Consider the following 14,982-nt stretch of genomic DNA (forward strand, 5'->3'; position numbering starts at 1 on the left):
TACCATAGCGTCGGTACCGCACCTTCGCAAGCGCGCACGCGCTCAGTCGGCCGCAGGCGTCTCCAGGCGCACAGGCATCTCGACGAGTCGTGCCGGGCCGCGGTGCCCGTCGGCGCCGACGCGACCGAGCAGCAGGCGTGCGGCCTCGCGACCGAGCTGTCTCGGGTCGTGATCGATGATGGTCACCGGAACGGGCATCAGCTCGGCCAGCTCGAAGTCGTCGAAGCTCACGAGCGCCGGCATCGCCTCCCGCGCCGCACCCGCCCGGAGCCGCCGTCCGATCTCGCGGAGCGCGCCGATCGTGTTGCGGTTGTTGGCGCTGAAGATCGCGGTCGGCGGCTGGGCCAGGTCGAGCAGGTGCCGCGTCGCTTCCCGCGCCGAGTCGGCGTCCTGCTGCCCCCGCTGCACCAGCTCCTCCTCGGGCAGGATGCCGCGCTCGGTGAGCGCACGCACGTACCCCTCGTACCGACGTTGACCGGTGAAGACGGAGCGCACGTTGCTGAGGAAGCCGATTCTCAGGTGGCCCGCGTCCAGCAGCGCGCGGGTGCCTCGATAGGCACCGCCGACATCGTCGAGGAGTACCGCGTCGACGTCGAGCCCGTAGACGCGCCGCGACGCGAGGACGAGAGGAACGTCTCCGAGGCGCTCCGGGCGCAGGTGGTCGGCGTTGCCACCGGAGGGGACGAGCACGAGCCCTTCGACCTGCCGACCGAGGAAGTCGGCGACGAGCTGGCGTTCGCGGGCCGGATCCTCGCCCGTGTTCCCGAGCACGATGCGGCGGCCGTACTCAGCGGCGACCTCCTCCACACCGAGCGCGAAGTTGCCGTAGTAGGGGTTGCCGAGATTCGTGATCGCCACGCCGATGAGCCCGCTCGCTTGGCCGGGCCGGAGACTCCGGGCGTTCTCGTTGCGGTGATAGCCGAGCTCCCGCACGGCCTGCAGCACCTTCTCCTGCAGATCGGGCCTGACGTTCACCCCGCCGGCGAGCGTGCGCGACACGGTCATTGGACTGACGCCCGCGTGCAGGGCGACCTCTTTGATGGTCGGCTGCCTGCCGGGTTGGACGACCTCGGCCATCTCGCGTGGAACCTCCGCCTCGCTCGGCCGTTCGGCCGTTCTCACGGTACTACCGCGCCGACCGGCTGAGCGGCGGGCGCGCGGAGCCCTGTACAGCGTCGGATGCCGCTGCTACGCTCCCCGCTTGGTAACGTTAACAGGAGTGCTGCGACGACGCATCACTCCCCGGGCCGGCGACGACGCCGGGAGGGAGCACCATGACGCACCGATTCCAGACCCGAGGCCGTCGACTCGCGTCGGCCTCGGCCGCCGCGCTCGGCGCGATCGCACTCGCGGGCACAGCCGTTCCGCCGGCGGCGTGGGCGCAGGCCGTCTGCGCGGATGTCTCGGCCGCCGTCGACCCCGTGCTGACCGAGCGGTTCGGCACCTACGGCGACACGGCCGGCCGCTGGACGGGGGCCGACTCGGCGTACAGCGTCGAACTGCCCGACGGGCGGATCGCCTGGATCTACTCCGACACGTTCCTCGGCGAGGTGGACGCCTCGCACGGGCGCCCGCTCGACTCGCCGTTCATCCACAATTCGATCGTGGTCGACGACGACGGATCGCTCACCACCTTCACCGGCGGCACGGAGGCGACGCCTGAATCCCTCGTGAAAGTCGCCGGCGCCGATGAGGGCCGCGACTGGTACTGGTTCGGCGACGCGACAGTGCACGGGGACGAACTGCAGGTGATGCTCGTGGAGTTCGTCAAGACCGGAGGCGGAATCTGGGACTTCGCGTTCGCCGGCAACGGCGTCGCGACCTTCGACGCCGAGACTCTCGAGCTCCGCTCGGTCGACGACCTCGCCACCGACGGCGTCAACTGGGGTTCGGCGATCTACGAGCATCCCGACGACGGGTACACCTACGTCTACGGTGTCGAGGACCTGCAGTCGCAGAAGTTCGCCCATCTCGCCCGGGTGGCCGGCGGCGACCTCGCCGACGGCACCTGGGAGTACCTCGGCGACACGGGCTGGTCGACCGACCACTCCACCTCGAAGCGCATTCTCGAGGGCGTCTCGAACGAGTTCAGCGTGCAGCGGTATCAGGGCCGCTACACCCTGGTCACGGGCGATGCCACCGAGCCGCTGAGCGCGAGCATCGTGATGTACCGGAGCGAGAGCCTCGAGGGCCCGTTCACGGGGAAGACCGAGCTCTATCGCACGCCCGAGACCGGCGGGAACATCTTCACGTACAACGCCAAGGCACACCCCGAGCTCGGCGACGGGCACACGCTCCTGGTGACCTACAACGTCAACAGCTTCGACACGAACGACCTCTACGTCGAAGTCGACCACTACCGCCCCCGCTACATCGAGGTCGAGGCCAAGGTCGCGAACGGTCACTGCGACTGAGCTCAGCGCCGCCCCGGAGACGACGGATGCCCCGTGGCTCGTGAGCCACGGGGCATCCGTGTGTTCAGGTGACGCCAGTCATCTCAAGTGCGCGCCTCCCGGCGCACTGCCCTCCGAAGAGGGCGGTGATCACTTGAGGGTGACGGTGGCACGCTCAGCGCACTGCCCTCCGAAGAGGGCGGTGATCACTTGAGGGTGACGGTGGCGCCGGCCTCCTCGAGGGCGGCCTTGGCCTTCTCGGCGGTCTCCTTGTTCGCGCCCTCGAGCACGGCCTTGGGAGCACCGTCGACGACGGCCTTCGCCTCGCCGAGGCCGAGCGAGGTGAGCTCGCGGACGACCTTGATGACCTGGATCTTCTTGTCGCCGGCGGCCTCGAGAACGACGTCGAACGAGTCCTTCTCCTCGGCCTCCTCGGCACCGCCAGCGGCGCCACCGGCGGCGGGAGCAGCAGCAACCGCGACGGGGGCGGCGGCGGTGACCTCGAAGGTCTCCTCGAACGCCTTGACGAACTCCGAGAGCTCGATGAGGGTCAGGCCCTTGAACTGCTCGAGCAGCTCCTCAGTGGACAGCTTCGCCATGATTTTCTCCTTAGATTTCCTGGTAACTCACCGCTTGAGAGGCTCGCGCCTACGCAGCGGACTCCTGCTTCTCACGCAGCGCGTCGACCGTGCGGACGGCCTTCGAGAGCGGTGCGTTGAACAGATATGCGGCTCCGAACAGCGAGGCCTTGAAGGCACCGGCGAGCTTCGCCAGCAGCACTTCGCGGGACTCGAGGTCGGCGAGCTTGCCTACCTCTTCGGCGGTCAGGGGCTTGCCATCGAAATAGCCGCCCTTGACCACGAGGAGAGGGTTCGCCTTGGCGAAGTCACGCAGCGACTTCGCGACGGCGACCGGGTCGCCGTGCACGAACGCGATCGCCGACGGGCCCGCGAGGGCGTCGTCGAACGCGGTGATCCCGGCATTGTTGGCCGCGATCTTGGTCAGCGTGTTCTTCACCACGGCGTAGCTCGCGTCCCCACTGATGGACTTGCGCAGCGTCTTGAGCTGCGCAACAGTGAGGCCGCGGTATTCGGTCAGCAGAACGGCGGTCGAGCTCTCGAACAGGTTCGAGAGTTCGGCAACCGCGGCTTCCTTGTTCGCCATGGCCACTCCTTGTGTCTTCAACGTGCATCGCGGAGGCGGTGCACGGCCTGGGAGCGCTGGCGCATGAAAAAAGCTCCGACGCAGTTGCGCGGAGCTCGGCCCGGAATCGGGAAGTCTTCGTCACACCTGCGCGGGCCCCTGCTTTCACAGGACTTCGGTCGGTTCGCACGCGAAACGACGACCAGCGGTCTTCGGCTCCGTACAGCGTAGCGGATGCCTCACCCCCGGCCAAATCCGCCCGGTCTCGGCGCCAGCCCGCACAAGCACCCACCCGGCCCCTCACGCAGGACCACGTGTGGACGGAATCCGCCGGTGCGAGGCATCCGTCACCGGCACATCCCGCCGACACGTCGCCGTCGCGTCCGCCGGGAACCATCACCCGGGGAATAGTTGACGGACATCAATAGTTGACGTAATGCAACCAATGTCATATAGTTGACATCTATCAACGAATCCACTCGGGCAAGGACACACTCGATTTGACTGCAGCACCCACCACCGAACTCGAGGCCAAGCGCACGCACCGCGAGGTGTTCACTGCGCTCTCCGGCCTCATCATGGGCATGTTCGTGGCCGTGATCTCGGGCACGGTCGTCTCGACCTCGATGCCCGTCATCATCGCCGACCTCGGCGGCGACCAGGCCGCCTACACCTGGGTCATCACGGCCAGCCTCCTCGCGACCGCCGTGTCGACCCCGATCTGGGGCAAGCTCGCCGACCTCGTCGACCGCAAGCTCCTGCTCCAGCTCGCGCTCGGCCTCTTCGTGGTCGGCACCGTCATCGCGGGCTTCTCGCAGAGCACCGAGATGCTCATCGGCGTCCGCGTCATCCAGGGCATCGGCGCCGGCGGCCTGATGTCGCTCGTCATGATCGCCGTCGCGCTCATCATCTCCCCGCGCGAGCGCGGCAAGTACATGGGCGTCGTCGGCGGCATCATGGCCCTCGCGACCATCGGCGGCCCGCTCCTCGGCGGTCTCATCACCGACGCCTGGGGCTGGCGCGCGAACTTCTTCATCGGCGTCCCGTTCGCGGTCGCGGCGATCATCATGATCCAGCGCACGCTGCACCTGCCGAAGCCGAACCGCGACAAGGTCCGCATCGACTACCTCGGCGCGATCCTGCTCGCCGTGGGCGTCTCGCTCCTGCTCATCTGGGTCTCCATGGGCGGCAGCCAGTTCGACTGGGACTCGACCGAGAGCATCGTGATCGTCGCCATCTCGGCGGCCGCGATCATCGCCTTCGTCGTGACCGAATTCTTCGTGCCCGAGCCGATCGTGCCGATGACCCTCTTCAAGAACCGCACGTTCACGCTCGCGGTGGTCGCCTCGATCTCGGTCGGCGTGGCGATGTTCGCGACGAGCGTCTTCCTCGCGCAGTACTTCCAGCTGGCTCGGGGCGCGACCCCGACCGAGTCGGGGCTCATGACCATCCCGATGATCATCGGCCAGATGGGCGCCTCGATCGGCATCGGCGCGCTCGTGAGCCGGTACGGCAAGTGGAAGGGCTGGATGCTCCTCGGCTCGGTGCTCACCATCGCGGGCGTCAGCCTCATGGCGACGCTCCGGTACGACACCGACTTCCTGTGGGTCTCGGTCTACATGGTGGTGCTCGGCGCCGGCCTCGGCATGGTGATGCAGAACCTCACGCTCATCGTGCAGAACGACACCCCCGTGTCGCAGCTCGGTGCGGCCAGCTCGAACGTGAACTTCTTCCGTTCGATCGCCGGCACCATCGGCGTGACGATCATGGGCTCGCTCCTCGCCACCCAGGTCACCACCCACATCACCGACGGGCTGAAGCACTTCACGCCCACCTCGCCCGACGAGGTCGAGGCGCTGAAGGGTCTCGCCTCGGGCAACGTGCCGAAGGTCGGCGAGCTGCCCGACGCGATCCGCGTGATCGTCGAGGGCGCATACGGCCACGGCATCGCGGACGTGTTCATCATCGCGATCCCGCTCGCGGTGATCAGCCTCATCGCGATCGCGTTCCTGCCGAACAAGTCGCTGTCGACCAAGAACGCGGCGCAGACGCTCGCCGAGGAGGCCGAGGGCGCGGCCATCGACCTCGCCGAGGCCGAGATCGCCGCGCCGGTCACCTCGTCGGTGCAGGTGCTCGAAGGCGGTCGCCCGTCGGACGCCGCGTCGGGCGGGCAGGATGCGTCATCCTCCGGGACGCGCAAGTAGCATGATCGCCATGACCGCGGACCCCGCCGTCGACGAGGCCATCGCCGCCGTCGAGGACCAGCTGAGCCTCGTCTTCACGCGGGCCCGCGCGATCTGGAAGCAGGCCGCGGAGCTCATCCACCCCGATCTGCAGCCGGCCGGCTACAAGGTGCTCGCCTCGATCGTGCGGCTCGGCCCCACGAACGCGCACGTGCTCTCCGACCAGCTCGAGATGGACAAGAGCGTCATCAGCCGCCAGGTCAGGGTCCTCGAGGACCTCGGCCTGGTGGTGAGCCGGCCCGACGAGCGCGACGGGCGCCTGCGGGTGCTCGAACCGACCGAGGAGGCGACCGAGCGGGTCGCGTCGGTTCGCGCGCACAACCAGGCGCGCGTGCGCACGGCACTCGCGCAGCGGTCGCCCGAAGAGCTCCGGGTCTTCGCCGACATGCTCCGCATTCTGACCGAGGCCTGATCCGCCACCACGACGGCCCGCCCTTCCCGGGCGGGCCGTCGTCGTACCCGCGGAGCACCGGTCGATGTCGGCGGCGCGTGCTTTGCTCAGCCCATGGAGATCATTCACGTCAACCCCGACTCGCTGCACAAGAACCCCGCGTTCAGCCAGGGCATCCTCGTGCGCGGTGACCACGACACGCTCTACATCGGCGGCCAGAACGGCACGGATGCCTCCGGCGCGATCATCGAGGGCGGCGCCGGTGCCCAGTCGGCGCAGGCGATGCGCAACGTGCTCGCCGTGCTCGAGGAGGTCGGCGCCGACGCGTCGAACGTCGTGCGGCTCGCCATCCACCTGCACCCCGACGCGTCGCTCGAGGAGGCCTTCGGCGGCGCCATGCAGGTCTGGGGCGGCGTCCCCTCGACCGTGACGGTGCTCCGCGTCGCGCCCGTGCGCCCGGAGGCTCTGGTCGAGGTCGACGCCGTCGCCGTCGTGCCCCGCGCCTAGTCGCCGGCGCCGGATTCGGCGGCCGCGGCCCGGGCCGCTCCGGCGGTAGTCGCAGGCTCGGCGTCTTCCGACGACGCTCGCGCGCCGGTGTCCGCCGGTGCCGGCGCCTCGACGGGCAGCCGCACGGTGAACACGGTGCGCCCCGGCTCGCTCTCGACGGAGACCTCGCCGTCGTGCGCCTCGACGACAGCGCGCACGATGGCGAGACCGAGCCCCGTGCTGCCGGCGCGCCGCGATCGCGAGCTGTCGCCCCGCGCGAACCGCTCGAACAACGTGTCGCGGACGCCCGGGTCGATGCCCGGGCCGTCGTCGGCGACGGTGATCGTCGCGGACGAGGCATCCGCTGTCAGGGTCGCGGCGACCGCGGTGCCGGCCGGCGTGTGCACGCGCGCGTTCGCGAGGAGGTTGCCGAGCACCTGCCGCAGTCGTGGCTCGTCGCCGGTCACGAGCACGGGCCGCTCCGGCACCGAGACCTCCCAGTCATGGTCGGGCCCGGCGACCTGGGCGTCGGCGACCGCGTCGGCCACCAGGGCTCCGAGGTCCACCTCGGCGTGCACGAGCTCGCGTCCCTCGTCGAGTCGGGCGAGCAGGAGCAGGTCCTCGACGAGCTCGGTCATCCGCACCGTCTCCGACTCGATGCGGCCGATCGCGTGCCGCACGTCCTCGGGCAGCTCGCCGCCGTGGAGGCGGGTGAGCTCGGCGTAGCCGCGGATCGAGGCGAGCGGGGTGCGCAGCTCGTGCGAGGCATCCGCGACGAACCGGCGGACCTTGCGCTCCGACTGCTCGCGGGCGGACAGCGCGGACGCGACATGGCCGAGCATCCGGTTGAACGCGGTGCCGAGGCGCCCGACCTCGGTGCGCGGGTCGTCGACGGCGACCCGCTCGTCGAGGTCGACGTCGCCGCGGTCGAGGGGCAGCTCCGAGACGGCCTGCGCGGTCTCGGTCACCCGGCCGAGCGGTGCGAGCGCCCGCCGCACGAGCAGGGTGCCGGCCCAGAGTGCGACGAGGATGCCGCCGGCCGCGACCACGGCGACGGTGACGGCCAGCTGCGTCGTCTGCGCCGTGACGTCGCCGAGCGGCAGTGCGAGCACGACTCGCACGCCGACCTGCGACTCGACGGCGAGGGCGCGGTACGCGCCGAGGGCGCCGGCCGTGATGGTGTGCGGTTCGCGATCGGGCGCCACCTCGGCGAGCGCGGCGGAGGCCGCCGGCCCGGGCTCCGCGATCTCGCCCTGCGCGATCACGCCGGCGACGACGGTGGCGTCGGCGCCGAACACGAGGCCCCCGAGGGTGCCGTCGGGCTGGCCGGGGATGCGGAGGAACTCCAGCACCGTCGCACGCGGGTCGTCGGGGATGCCGGGGCCTGCGGCGGCGGTCGCCCGCGAGGACGCCGCCCGAAGGCTCGCGTCGAGGCGTTCGACCGATGACGCGTGGAAGAGCAGCACGGTGGCGACGCCGATCACGGCGCTGATCGCCACGAGGAGTCCGGCGATGAGCACGAGCAGGCGCCGCTCCAGCGTCCAGGGCAGGCGCGGCCGGCCGCCGGCCGGGCTGCTGCCGCGGGGTCCGGTGGCCACGCGGGCACGCACGGCGGCGGCGTGCCCCGGATCGCCGGGGCGGGTCATCCGGCGGCCTTCAGCATGTACCCGGCGCCTCGCACGGTGTGGATCATCGGCTCGCGCCCCTGGTCGATCTTCTTGCGGAGGTACGAGATGTACAGCTCGACGACCGACTCCTTGCCGCCGAAGTCGTACGACCAGACGCGGTCGAGGATCTGCGCCTTCGACAGCACGCGGCGCGGGTTGCGCATGAGGAAGCGGAGCAGCTCGAACTCGGTCGCGGTGAGCTCGATGGGCTGGCCGGCGCGTTCCACCTCGTACGAGTCCTCGTCGAGCGTGAGATCGCCGACCCGCAGCACCGGGTCCCGCTGCTGGGCGAGGGTGAGCGTGGAGCGGCGGATGAGTCCGCGCACGCGCGCGACGACCTCCTCGAGGCTGAAGGGCTTCGTGACGTAGTCGTCGCCGCCCGCGGTGAGGCCTGCGATGCGATCGTCGAGCGAGTCCTTCGCGGTGAGGAAGAGCACCGGCGTCTCGGTGCCGTCGGCGCGCACCCGCTGCAGGACCTCGAGGCCGTCGATGTCGGGCAGCATGATGTCGAGCACGATCGCATCGGGCCGGAACTCGCGCGCCGTCTTCACGGCGGCGAGGCCGTCGCCCGCGGTCCGCACGTCCCAGCCCTCGTAGCGGAACGCCATCTTCAGCAGGTCGGCGAGGGATGCCTCGTCGTCGACGACGAGCACCCGCACCATCGACCCGTCGGGCTTCTGCAGCTGCGGGACGCGGTGGGTCTGCTCGGTGCTCATGCCACCAAGTATCGTCATGCCGCTATGCGTTCCCTATGACCCCGCTGGACGTTCGGCGGTCGGCAGCGGGGGCCGCACTCATGGGGAATCCATAGACGCGTGCTGGCGCCGCCATAGCGCCGCTCCCTAGCGTCTGGCCCATGTTCTTCACCTACCTCCGGCGAGAGCTCGCCGGCCGGCGGCGCCAGACCGCGATCATCGCGATCGGGCTCGCCCTGGCCATCGGCCTCGTGATCATCGTGAATGCGGTGTCGACCGGCGTGCGCAGCGCGCAGGCGGCCGTCCTCGAGTCGGCGTACGGGGTCGGCACCGACCTGACCGTCAGCGCGACCCCGACCGCTGAGGGCGGAGCCGCGGGACCGCAGCGGTTCGAGTTCGGCGCCGACGACGGCACGACGGCCGACGGGTCGACGCAGCTCAGCCAGTCGCGCCTCGTCGCCGCCCCCGGCAGTTCGACGTTCGACGAGTCGGCGCTCGAGGAGGTGCAGGGCGTCGACGGCGTCGCGGCGGCCTCCGCGACGCTGTCGCTTCGGAACCTGGCGTTCTCGGGCGAGCTGCCCGACGTGCGGCAGTCGCAGGACGGCGGCGAGACCGGCCCGTCCGACGAGGTGATGCAGCAGCCTCCGTCGGGCGGCGCCGACGGTGCGGGCGGCAGCGCCTTCGACGTCGACACGTTCTCCGTGCTCGGGCTCGACCCGTCGGCGGAGTCCGTCGGCCCGCTCTCCGCCGTCGAGCTCGCCGACGGGCGCGGGCTCGAGGCATCCGACACCGGAGACGCGGTCGCCGTGCTCGACGCGACGTACGCGACGACGTCGGGGCTCGCCGTCGGCGACACGATCGATATCGGCGGCACGACGTTCGAGGTCGTCGGGACCGTCGCCTCGACCTCCGCCGACGCGTCGACCGCGTCCGATGTGTACATCCCGCTCGACCTCGCGCAGGAGCTCTCGGGCAACGAGGGACTCATCAGCGACGTCTACGTGCAGGCGTCCTCCGCCGACCGCATCGACGCCGTGCAGGCCGGGATCGAGGAGGCCCTGCCGGACGTCACCGTGAACACGCAGTCCGACCTCGCCTCCCAGGTCTCGGGTTCGCTCGCCACCGCGTCGAACCTGGTCTCGAGCCTCGGCCTCTGGATCTCGCTCGCGGTGCTCGTCGCGGCGTTCCTCATCGCGATCCTCCTCACGATCCAGTCGGTGACCCGTCGGACGCGCGAGTTCGGCACGCTGAAGGCCATCGGCTGGTCGAACCGGCGCATCGTCGGCCAGGTCACGGGCGAGTCGCTCGTGCAGGGCCTCATCGGCGGTGCGGCGGGGCTGGTCGTCGGCCTCGGGGGCATCCTCGTGATCAACCTGCTGGGTCTCACGCTCGGCGGCGGGGTCTCCGGCGACGGCGCCTTCATGGTGGCGGGCCCCGGCGGGCAGACACCCGACGGCGCTCCGGGCGGCGCCGTGAGCGGCGGACCCTTCGGCGACCGCGCCGACGCGCTCGCGCAGGGCACGACCGAGGTGGTGCTGAACGCGCCGGTCACGGTGGGCGTCATCGCGATCGCCATCGGGCTGGCTCTCCTCGGCGGCATCGCGGCCGGGGCGATCGGCGGCTGGCGTGCCGCCCGCCTCCGGCCCGCCGAGGCGCTGCGGAGCGTCGCATGAGTGGCAGCGAGCCCCGCATGACCGATACCGAGAAGGGAACCACCATGTACACCCTCGAGCAGGTCTCGAAGTCCTACGCCGGCGCCAAGCGGAACGTCGCCGCGCTGAAGCGGGTCTCCCTCACCATCCCGGCGGGCCAGTTCGTCGCGGTGCAGGGCCCGACGGGCGGCGGCAAGTCGACGCTGCTGCAGCTGCTCGGCGCACTCGACCGCCCGACCGACGGTCGGATCGCCCTCGGCGACGCGGAGCTCTCGCATCTCGGCGACGGCCCGCTCGGCCGGATCCGGGCGCGCGAGATCGGCTTCGTGTTCCAGAGCTTCAACCTGATCCCGACGCTGACGGCGCAGGAGAACGTGGAGACGGCCCTCGAGCCGCTCGGCGTCGGCACGGCGGAGCGGCGGGAACGCGCCGCCGCGGCGCTCGCGTCGGTGGGCCTCGGCGACCGGGGCGCCCACCTGCCCGGCGAGCTCTCCGGCGGCCAGCAGCAGCGCGTCGCGATCGCCAGAGCGCTCGTGAAGGAGCCCGACGTGCTCCTCGCCGACGAGCCCACGGGCAACCTCGACGAGGAGACGCGCGACGAGATCATGGACCTCCTCGAAGGACTCTGGCGCGACCGCGGCCTCACCCTCGTGGTGGTCACCCACGACTCGGCGGTCGCGCGACGCGCGGAGCGACGGCTGTACCTGAAGCACGGCACCGTCACCGAGCGCTGACGCCCGGCCGAGCCGGGGCCTGGACCGGCGGATGCCGCGGCGACTCCCTCCAGCCGCGGCATCCGCCATTCGTGCCGACCCCGGGGCCGCGCCCGGCCGGCCCGCGAGGCGGCACCACCGCTGCGCCGTCGGCCACGCGAGTCGCTCAGCCGCGGCCCGGGCGGCCGTCGTACCGTGGAGGGGATGACCCAGACGACCGGCCGCCCCTCCCCCGCCGTGTTCCGACGCCGCCGACTGGTCGCGGCCGGCGCGCTGGTCGCGGTGGTGCTCGCCATCGTCGCGATCGTCTCGGCGATCGTCGCCGCATCGGCGCCGAAGGGGCCGGGCACGCAGGGCGGCGACGGCAGCCACCCGAACGCCGCCGCCCTCGAGCTCGACCCCGAGCTGCCCGAGCCGGTGCTCCGGCAGCTCGAGTACGTGCGCGAGCACTGGGATGCGACGTCGAGCGAGCGGTACGGCGTGCTCGGCGACGACGACTGCGTGAACTTCGCATCGCAGTCGCTCATCGAGCGCGGGTGGCTGCCCGACGACGAGTGGTGGTACTCCGAGGACGGCGACGCCTACGCGCACGCCCCGGCCTGGCGCTCCTCGACGCTCTTCCGCGACTACCTGGCCGCCCACCCCGAGCGCGCCACCCCGCTCTCAGACGCGCAGCGCGACCGGGTGAAACCCGGCGACATCGTGCAGTTCGACTGGGATGCCTCGGGCGACCGCGACCACACCGCGATCGTCACCGCCGTCCGCGAGGACGCCGACGGCGAGATCCGCGTCTACTACGCCGGCCACACGGATGCCACCTGGGACCGCTCGGTCGACGACCATCCGCGGCATCCCGAGACGCAGATCACGTTCTGGAGCGTGCACGACTGAGCCCGGCCCGCGGAGCCGACGCTCAGGCATGCCGCGTACAGTTGAACGGATGTCCCGCCCCACCCGTGCTCCGTTTCCCCGCCGCCGCATGCTCCTCCTCGGGGGCGCGCTCGGCCTCCTGCTGATCCTCACCGGAGCGGTCGTCTGGGCGGCGGCCGGACCCGGCGCCCACGCCGCCGGTCCCTCGTCCGTCGCCGCCGACACCGCCTCCGGCGCCGGATCGACCGCCGCGGACGGCGATCCCGACGGCGACGATCCCGACGCCGATGGGGAGACGGCCGCGCAGCCCGCCGCCCTCGCACCGGCGGTGGCGGCTCAGCTGGCGTACGTCCGCGCCCACTGGCAGGACACCTCGAACGACGTCTTCGGCTACCTCGACGACACCGACTGCATGAACTTCGCGAGCCAGTCGCTGCTCGAGCGCGGCTGGCAGCCCGACGACGAGTGGTGGTACGAGGGCTCGGGCGACGGCTACGCGAACTCGACCGCCTGGATCAGCTCGACGGCGTTCATGGAGTACCTCGAGGCGCGCCCCGACCGGGCGACGGCCCTCACCGATGCGCAGCGCGACCTCGTGAAGCCCGGCGACCTCGTCCAGTTCGACTGGGACGACTCGGGCGACCGCGATCACACGGGCATCGTGACGAAGGTCGAACGCCGGGCCGACGGCAGCATCTCGATCGAGTACGCCGGCCACACCGACGCGACCTGGGACCGGACGGTCGACGAGGCGATCACCGAGCTGCACCCCGGCGGCGTCGCGTACTACTGGAGCATCCCCGAGTAGCCGCTACTGGTTCGAGAACGCCGCGTCGAACGACGCCGACGGTCGCGGGAAGAGCTTCGACCGGATGAAGCCGACGGCCTCGGCCGCCCCGTGCAGCCGATCCATGCCGGCGTCCTCCCACTCGACCGAGATGGGCCCGCGGTAGCCGATCGCGTCGAGCGCGCGGAACGCGTCCTCCCAGGGCACGTCCCCGTGCCCCGTGGAGACGAAGTCCCAGCCCCGCCGCGGGTCGCCCCAGGGCAGGTGCGAGCCGAGGATGCCCGCACGGCCCGTGGCCGGACGCATCCGCGTGTCCTTGCAGTCGACGTGGTAGATGCGGTCCGCGAAGTCGACGATGAACCCGACGGGGTCGATGCCCTGCCACATCATGTGGCTCGGGTCCCAGTTGAACCCGAACGCCTCGCGCCGGTCGACCGCCTCGAGCGTGCGCACGCTCGTCCAGTAGTCGTAGGCGATCTCCGACGGGTGCACCTCGTGCGCGAAGCGCACGCCCTCGGCATCGAATACGTCGAGGATCGGGTTCCACCTGGCCGCGAAGTCCTCGTAGCCGGCGTCGATGACCGAGGCTGGCACGGGCGGGAACATCGCCACGTACGGCCAGATCTTCGATCCGGTGAAGCCGACGACCACGTCGACGCCGAGCGCCCGCGCGACCCGCGCCGACCGCTTCATGTCGTCGGCCGCCCGCTGCCGCACGCCTTCAGGGTCGCCGTCGCCCCACGTGTACGGGCGCACGATGCCCTGGTGCCGGAAGTCGATGGGATCGTCGCACACCGCCTGCCCGGTGAGGTGGTTCGAGATCGCGTAGACCTCGAGGCCGTACCGCTTCAGGATCTCGCGGCGCTCGTCGAGGTACCCCGGCTCCTCCTCGGCCAGCTTCAGGTCGAGGTGGTCGCCCGAGCAGGCGATCTCGAGCCCGTCGTAGCCCCACTCCGCGGCCCGCCTCGCGACCTCCTCGAACGGGAGGTCGGCCCACTGCCCCGTGAACAGGGTCACCGGGTGGCCGGCCCGATCGGTCGTGGCATCCGTCATCGTCGTTCCCTTTCGTCCTGCAGCGCGGTGAGGTAGCGGATGCTGCGCTCCGCGAGGTCGTCCTGCGAGTCGGCGAGCGGCCGCCACACCGAGGCGGCGACCGCGATCGTCGCGTTCTCGCCCGTGAAGCTCTCGAGCCCGAGCGGCCCGGTGTAGCCGGCGTCGTCGAGGGCGTCGAGGAACGCCGGCCAGTCGATGTGGTCGTCGCCGACGGCCCCCCGGTCGTTGCCGCAGACCTGCACGTGCGCCAGGTGCTCCCCTGCCAGGCGCACGGCGTCGCCGATGCGGCGCTCCTCGATGTTCAGGTGGTAGCTGTCGAGCGCGAGCCCGAGGCCGGGGCCGAGCAGCGGATCGAGCGCGTCGAGCGCCTGCTCGACGGTGTTCACGAGGCTCGTCTCGTACCGGTTCAGCGGTTCGACCGCGAGCCGAATGCCCCGCTCCTCCGCCTGCCGGACGACCGGCGCGAGCGCGGTCCGGAGCTCGGCGTACCTGGCCCGGCGCTCCTCGTCGTCCATGCGCCAGGTGCGCCCCGTCGCCGCCGTGAACGGGCCGGCGACGACCCGCGCGCCGAGCCGCTCGGCGACCTTGACGCAGTGCACCAGGTAGTTCTGGGTGGCCACGACCTCCGACCCGGGCGCGGCGACGAGGTTCCGGCCGGGCCCCATCGCCCCGACCACGATGGGCGCCAGCCGGTGCCCGGCGAGCACGTCGGCCGCGGCATCCGGCGACCAGTCCCCCGGCTGCTCGACCGGCAGCTCGATCGCGCCGAAGCCCATGCCGGCGGCCTTCGCCGCGATCGACGCGAGCGACGCATCGTCGAGTGGCGAGGTCCAGACCCACGTGTTCACGCCGATGGTGCGGCGCATGCTGCCTCCTTGCGAGCGTGCGA

15 protein-coding genes are annotated in these 14,982 nt (G+C 71.3%); 8 read left to right on the forward strand and 7 right to left on the reverse strand.

Annotated features, from left to right (window positions below):
- Positions 1-42: 42 nt before the first annotated feature.
- Positions 43-1,077: a LacI family DNA-binding transcriptional regulator gene (locus ABIQ69_RS14295; RefSeq protein ID WP_350347796.1), complete on the reverse strand. Its 1,035-nt coding sequence runs from the start codon at positions 1,075-1,077 to the stop codon at positions 43-45.
- A 197-nt stretch (positions 1,078-1,274) separates the two neighbouring features.
- On the opposite strand from ABIQ69_RS14295, the gene ABIQ69_RS14300 reads away from it, so the two are divergent.
- Positions 1,275-2,414, forward strand: coding sequence for a DUF4185 domain-containing protein (locus ABIQ69_RS14300; RefSeq protein ID WP_350347797.1), 1,140 nt, complete (start codon positions 1,275-1,277; stop codon positions 2,412-2,414).
- Positions 2,415-2,599: 185 nt separating this feature from the next.
- On the opposite strand, the gene rplL is transcribed toward ABIQ69_RS14300, so the two are convergent.
- Both rplL and rplJ read right to left on the reverse strand, forming a co-directional pair.
- Positions 2,600-2,992, reverse strand: a complete 393-nt coding sequence (gene rplL / locus ABIQ69_RS14305; protein WP_350347798.1) for a 50S ribosomal protein L7/L12 — start codon at positions 2,990-2,992, stop codon at positions 2,600-2,602.
- A 49-nt stretch (positions 2,993-3,041) separates the two neighbouring features.
- Positions 3,042-3,557 carry a 50S ribosomal protein L10 gene (gene rplJ, locus ABIQ69_RS14310; protein WP_350347799.1) on the reverse strand — a complete coding sequence of 172 codons (516 nt, stop codon included), beginning with the start codon at positions 3,555-3,557 and terminating at the stop codon, positions 3,042-3,044.
- A gap of 479 nt (positions 3,558-4,036) precedes the next feature.
- On the opposite strand from rplJ, the gene ABIQ69_RS14315 reads away from it, so the two are divergent.
- The 3 genes from ABIQ69_RS14315 (at position 4,037) to ABIQ69_RS14325 (ending at position 6,677) form a co-directional block, all read left to right on the forward strand.
- Complete coding sequence (locus ABIQ69_RS14315) at positions 4,037-5,740, forward strand: MDR family MFS transporter (RefSeq protein ID WP_350347800.1); 1,704 nt, start codon at positions 4,037-4,039, stop codon at positions 5,738-5,740.
- A gap of 10 nt (positions 5,741-5,750) precedes the next feature.
- Complete coding sequence (locus ABIQ69_RS14320) at positions 5,751-6,191, forward strand: MarR family winged helix-turn-helix transcriptional regulator (protein WP_350347801.1); 441 nt, start codon at positions 5,751-5,753, stop codon at positions 6,189-6,191.
- Positions 6,192-6,284: 93 nt separating this feature from the next.
- Entirely contained in the window at positions 6,285-6,677 is a 393-nt protein-coding gene (locus ABIQ69_RS14325) for a RidA family protein (protein WP_350347802.1), read from the forward strand.
- Here ABIQ69_RS14325 and ABIQ69_RS14330 read toward each other — a convergent pair.
- The gene (locus tag ABIQ69_RS14330) at positions 6,674-8,254 is read right to left on the reverse strand and encodes a HAMP domain-containing sensor histidine kinase (RefSeq protein ID WP_350347803.1); all 1,581 of its coding nucleotides are present in this window, start codon (positions 8,252-8,254) and stop codon (positions 6,674-6,676) included. The genes ABIQ69_RS14325 and ABIQ69_RS14330 overlap by 4 nt on opposite strands.
- A 44-nt stretch (positions 8,255-8,298) precedes the next feature.
- Positions 8,299-9,039: a response regulator transcription factor gene (locus ABIQ69_RS14335; RefSeq protein WP_350347804.1), complete on the reverse strand. Its 741-nt coding sequence runs from the start codon at positions 9,037-9,039 to the stop codon at positions 8,299-8,301.
- 140 nt (positions 9,040-9,179) lie between these two features.
- Between ABIQ69_RS14335 and ABIQ69_RS14340 the strand changes: the two genes are divergently transcribed.
- The 4 genes from ABIQ69_RS14340 (at position 9,180) to ABIQ69_RS14355 (ending at position 13,061) form a co-directional block, all read left to right on the forward strand.
- Positions 9,180-10,691 (forward strand): ABC transporter permease, encoded by a 1,512-nt coding sequence (locus ABIQ69_RS14340; protein ID WP_350347805.1) that lies wholly within the window; start codon positions 9,180-9,182, stop codon positions 10,689-10,691.
- Positions 10,692-10,735: 44 nt separating this feature from the next.
- On the forward strand, positions 10,736-11,404 hold the full coding sequence (locus tag ABIQ69_RS14345; protein ID WP_350350028.1) for an ABC transporter ATP-binding protein: 669 nt from the start codon (positions 10,736-10,738) through the stop codon (positions 11,402-11,404).
- A gap of 183 nt (positions 11,405-11,587) precedes the next feature.
- Positions 11,588-12,274, forward strand: coding sequence for an amidase domain-containing protein (locus ABIQ69_RS14350; protein ID WP_350347806.1), 687 nt, complete (start codon positions 11,588-11,590; stop codon positions 12,272-12,274).
- Between the two features lie 49 nt (positions 12,275-12,323).
- Positions 12,324-13,061: an amidase domain-containing protein gene (locus ABIQ69_RS14355; RefSeq protein ID WP_350347807.1), complete on the forward strand. Its 738-nt coding sequence runs from the start codon at positions 12,324-12,326 to the stop codon at positions 13,059-13,061.
- Positions 13,062-13,064: 3 nt separating this feature from the next.
- Here ABIQ69_RS14355 and ABIQ69_RS14360 read toward each other — a convergent pair whose 3' ends face one another.
- On the reverse strand, positions 13,065-14,093 hold the full coding sequence (locus tag ABIQ69_RS14360; protein ID WP_350347808.1) for a sugar phosphate isomerase/epimerase: 1,029 nt from the start codon (positions 14,091-14,093) through the stop codon (positions 13,065-13,067).
- Positions 14,090-14,959 carry a sugar phosphate isomerase/epimerase family protein gene (locus tag ABIQ69_RS14365; RefSeq protein ID WP_350347809.1) on the reverse strand — a complete coding sequence of 290 codons (870 nt, stop codon included), beginning with the start codon at positions 14,957-14,959 and terminating at the stop codon, positions 14,090-14,092. Before ABIQ69_RS14365 ends, ABIQ69_RS14360 begins: the two co-directional genes overlap by 4 nt.
- Positions 14,960-14,982: the final 23 nt, after the last annotated feature.

The sequence above is a fragment of the Agromyces sp. G08B096 genome (assembly GCF_040267705.1).
Lineage (GTDB): Bacteria > Actinomycetota > Actinomycetes > Actinomycetales > Microbacteriaceae > Agromyces.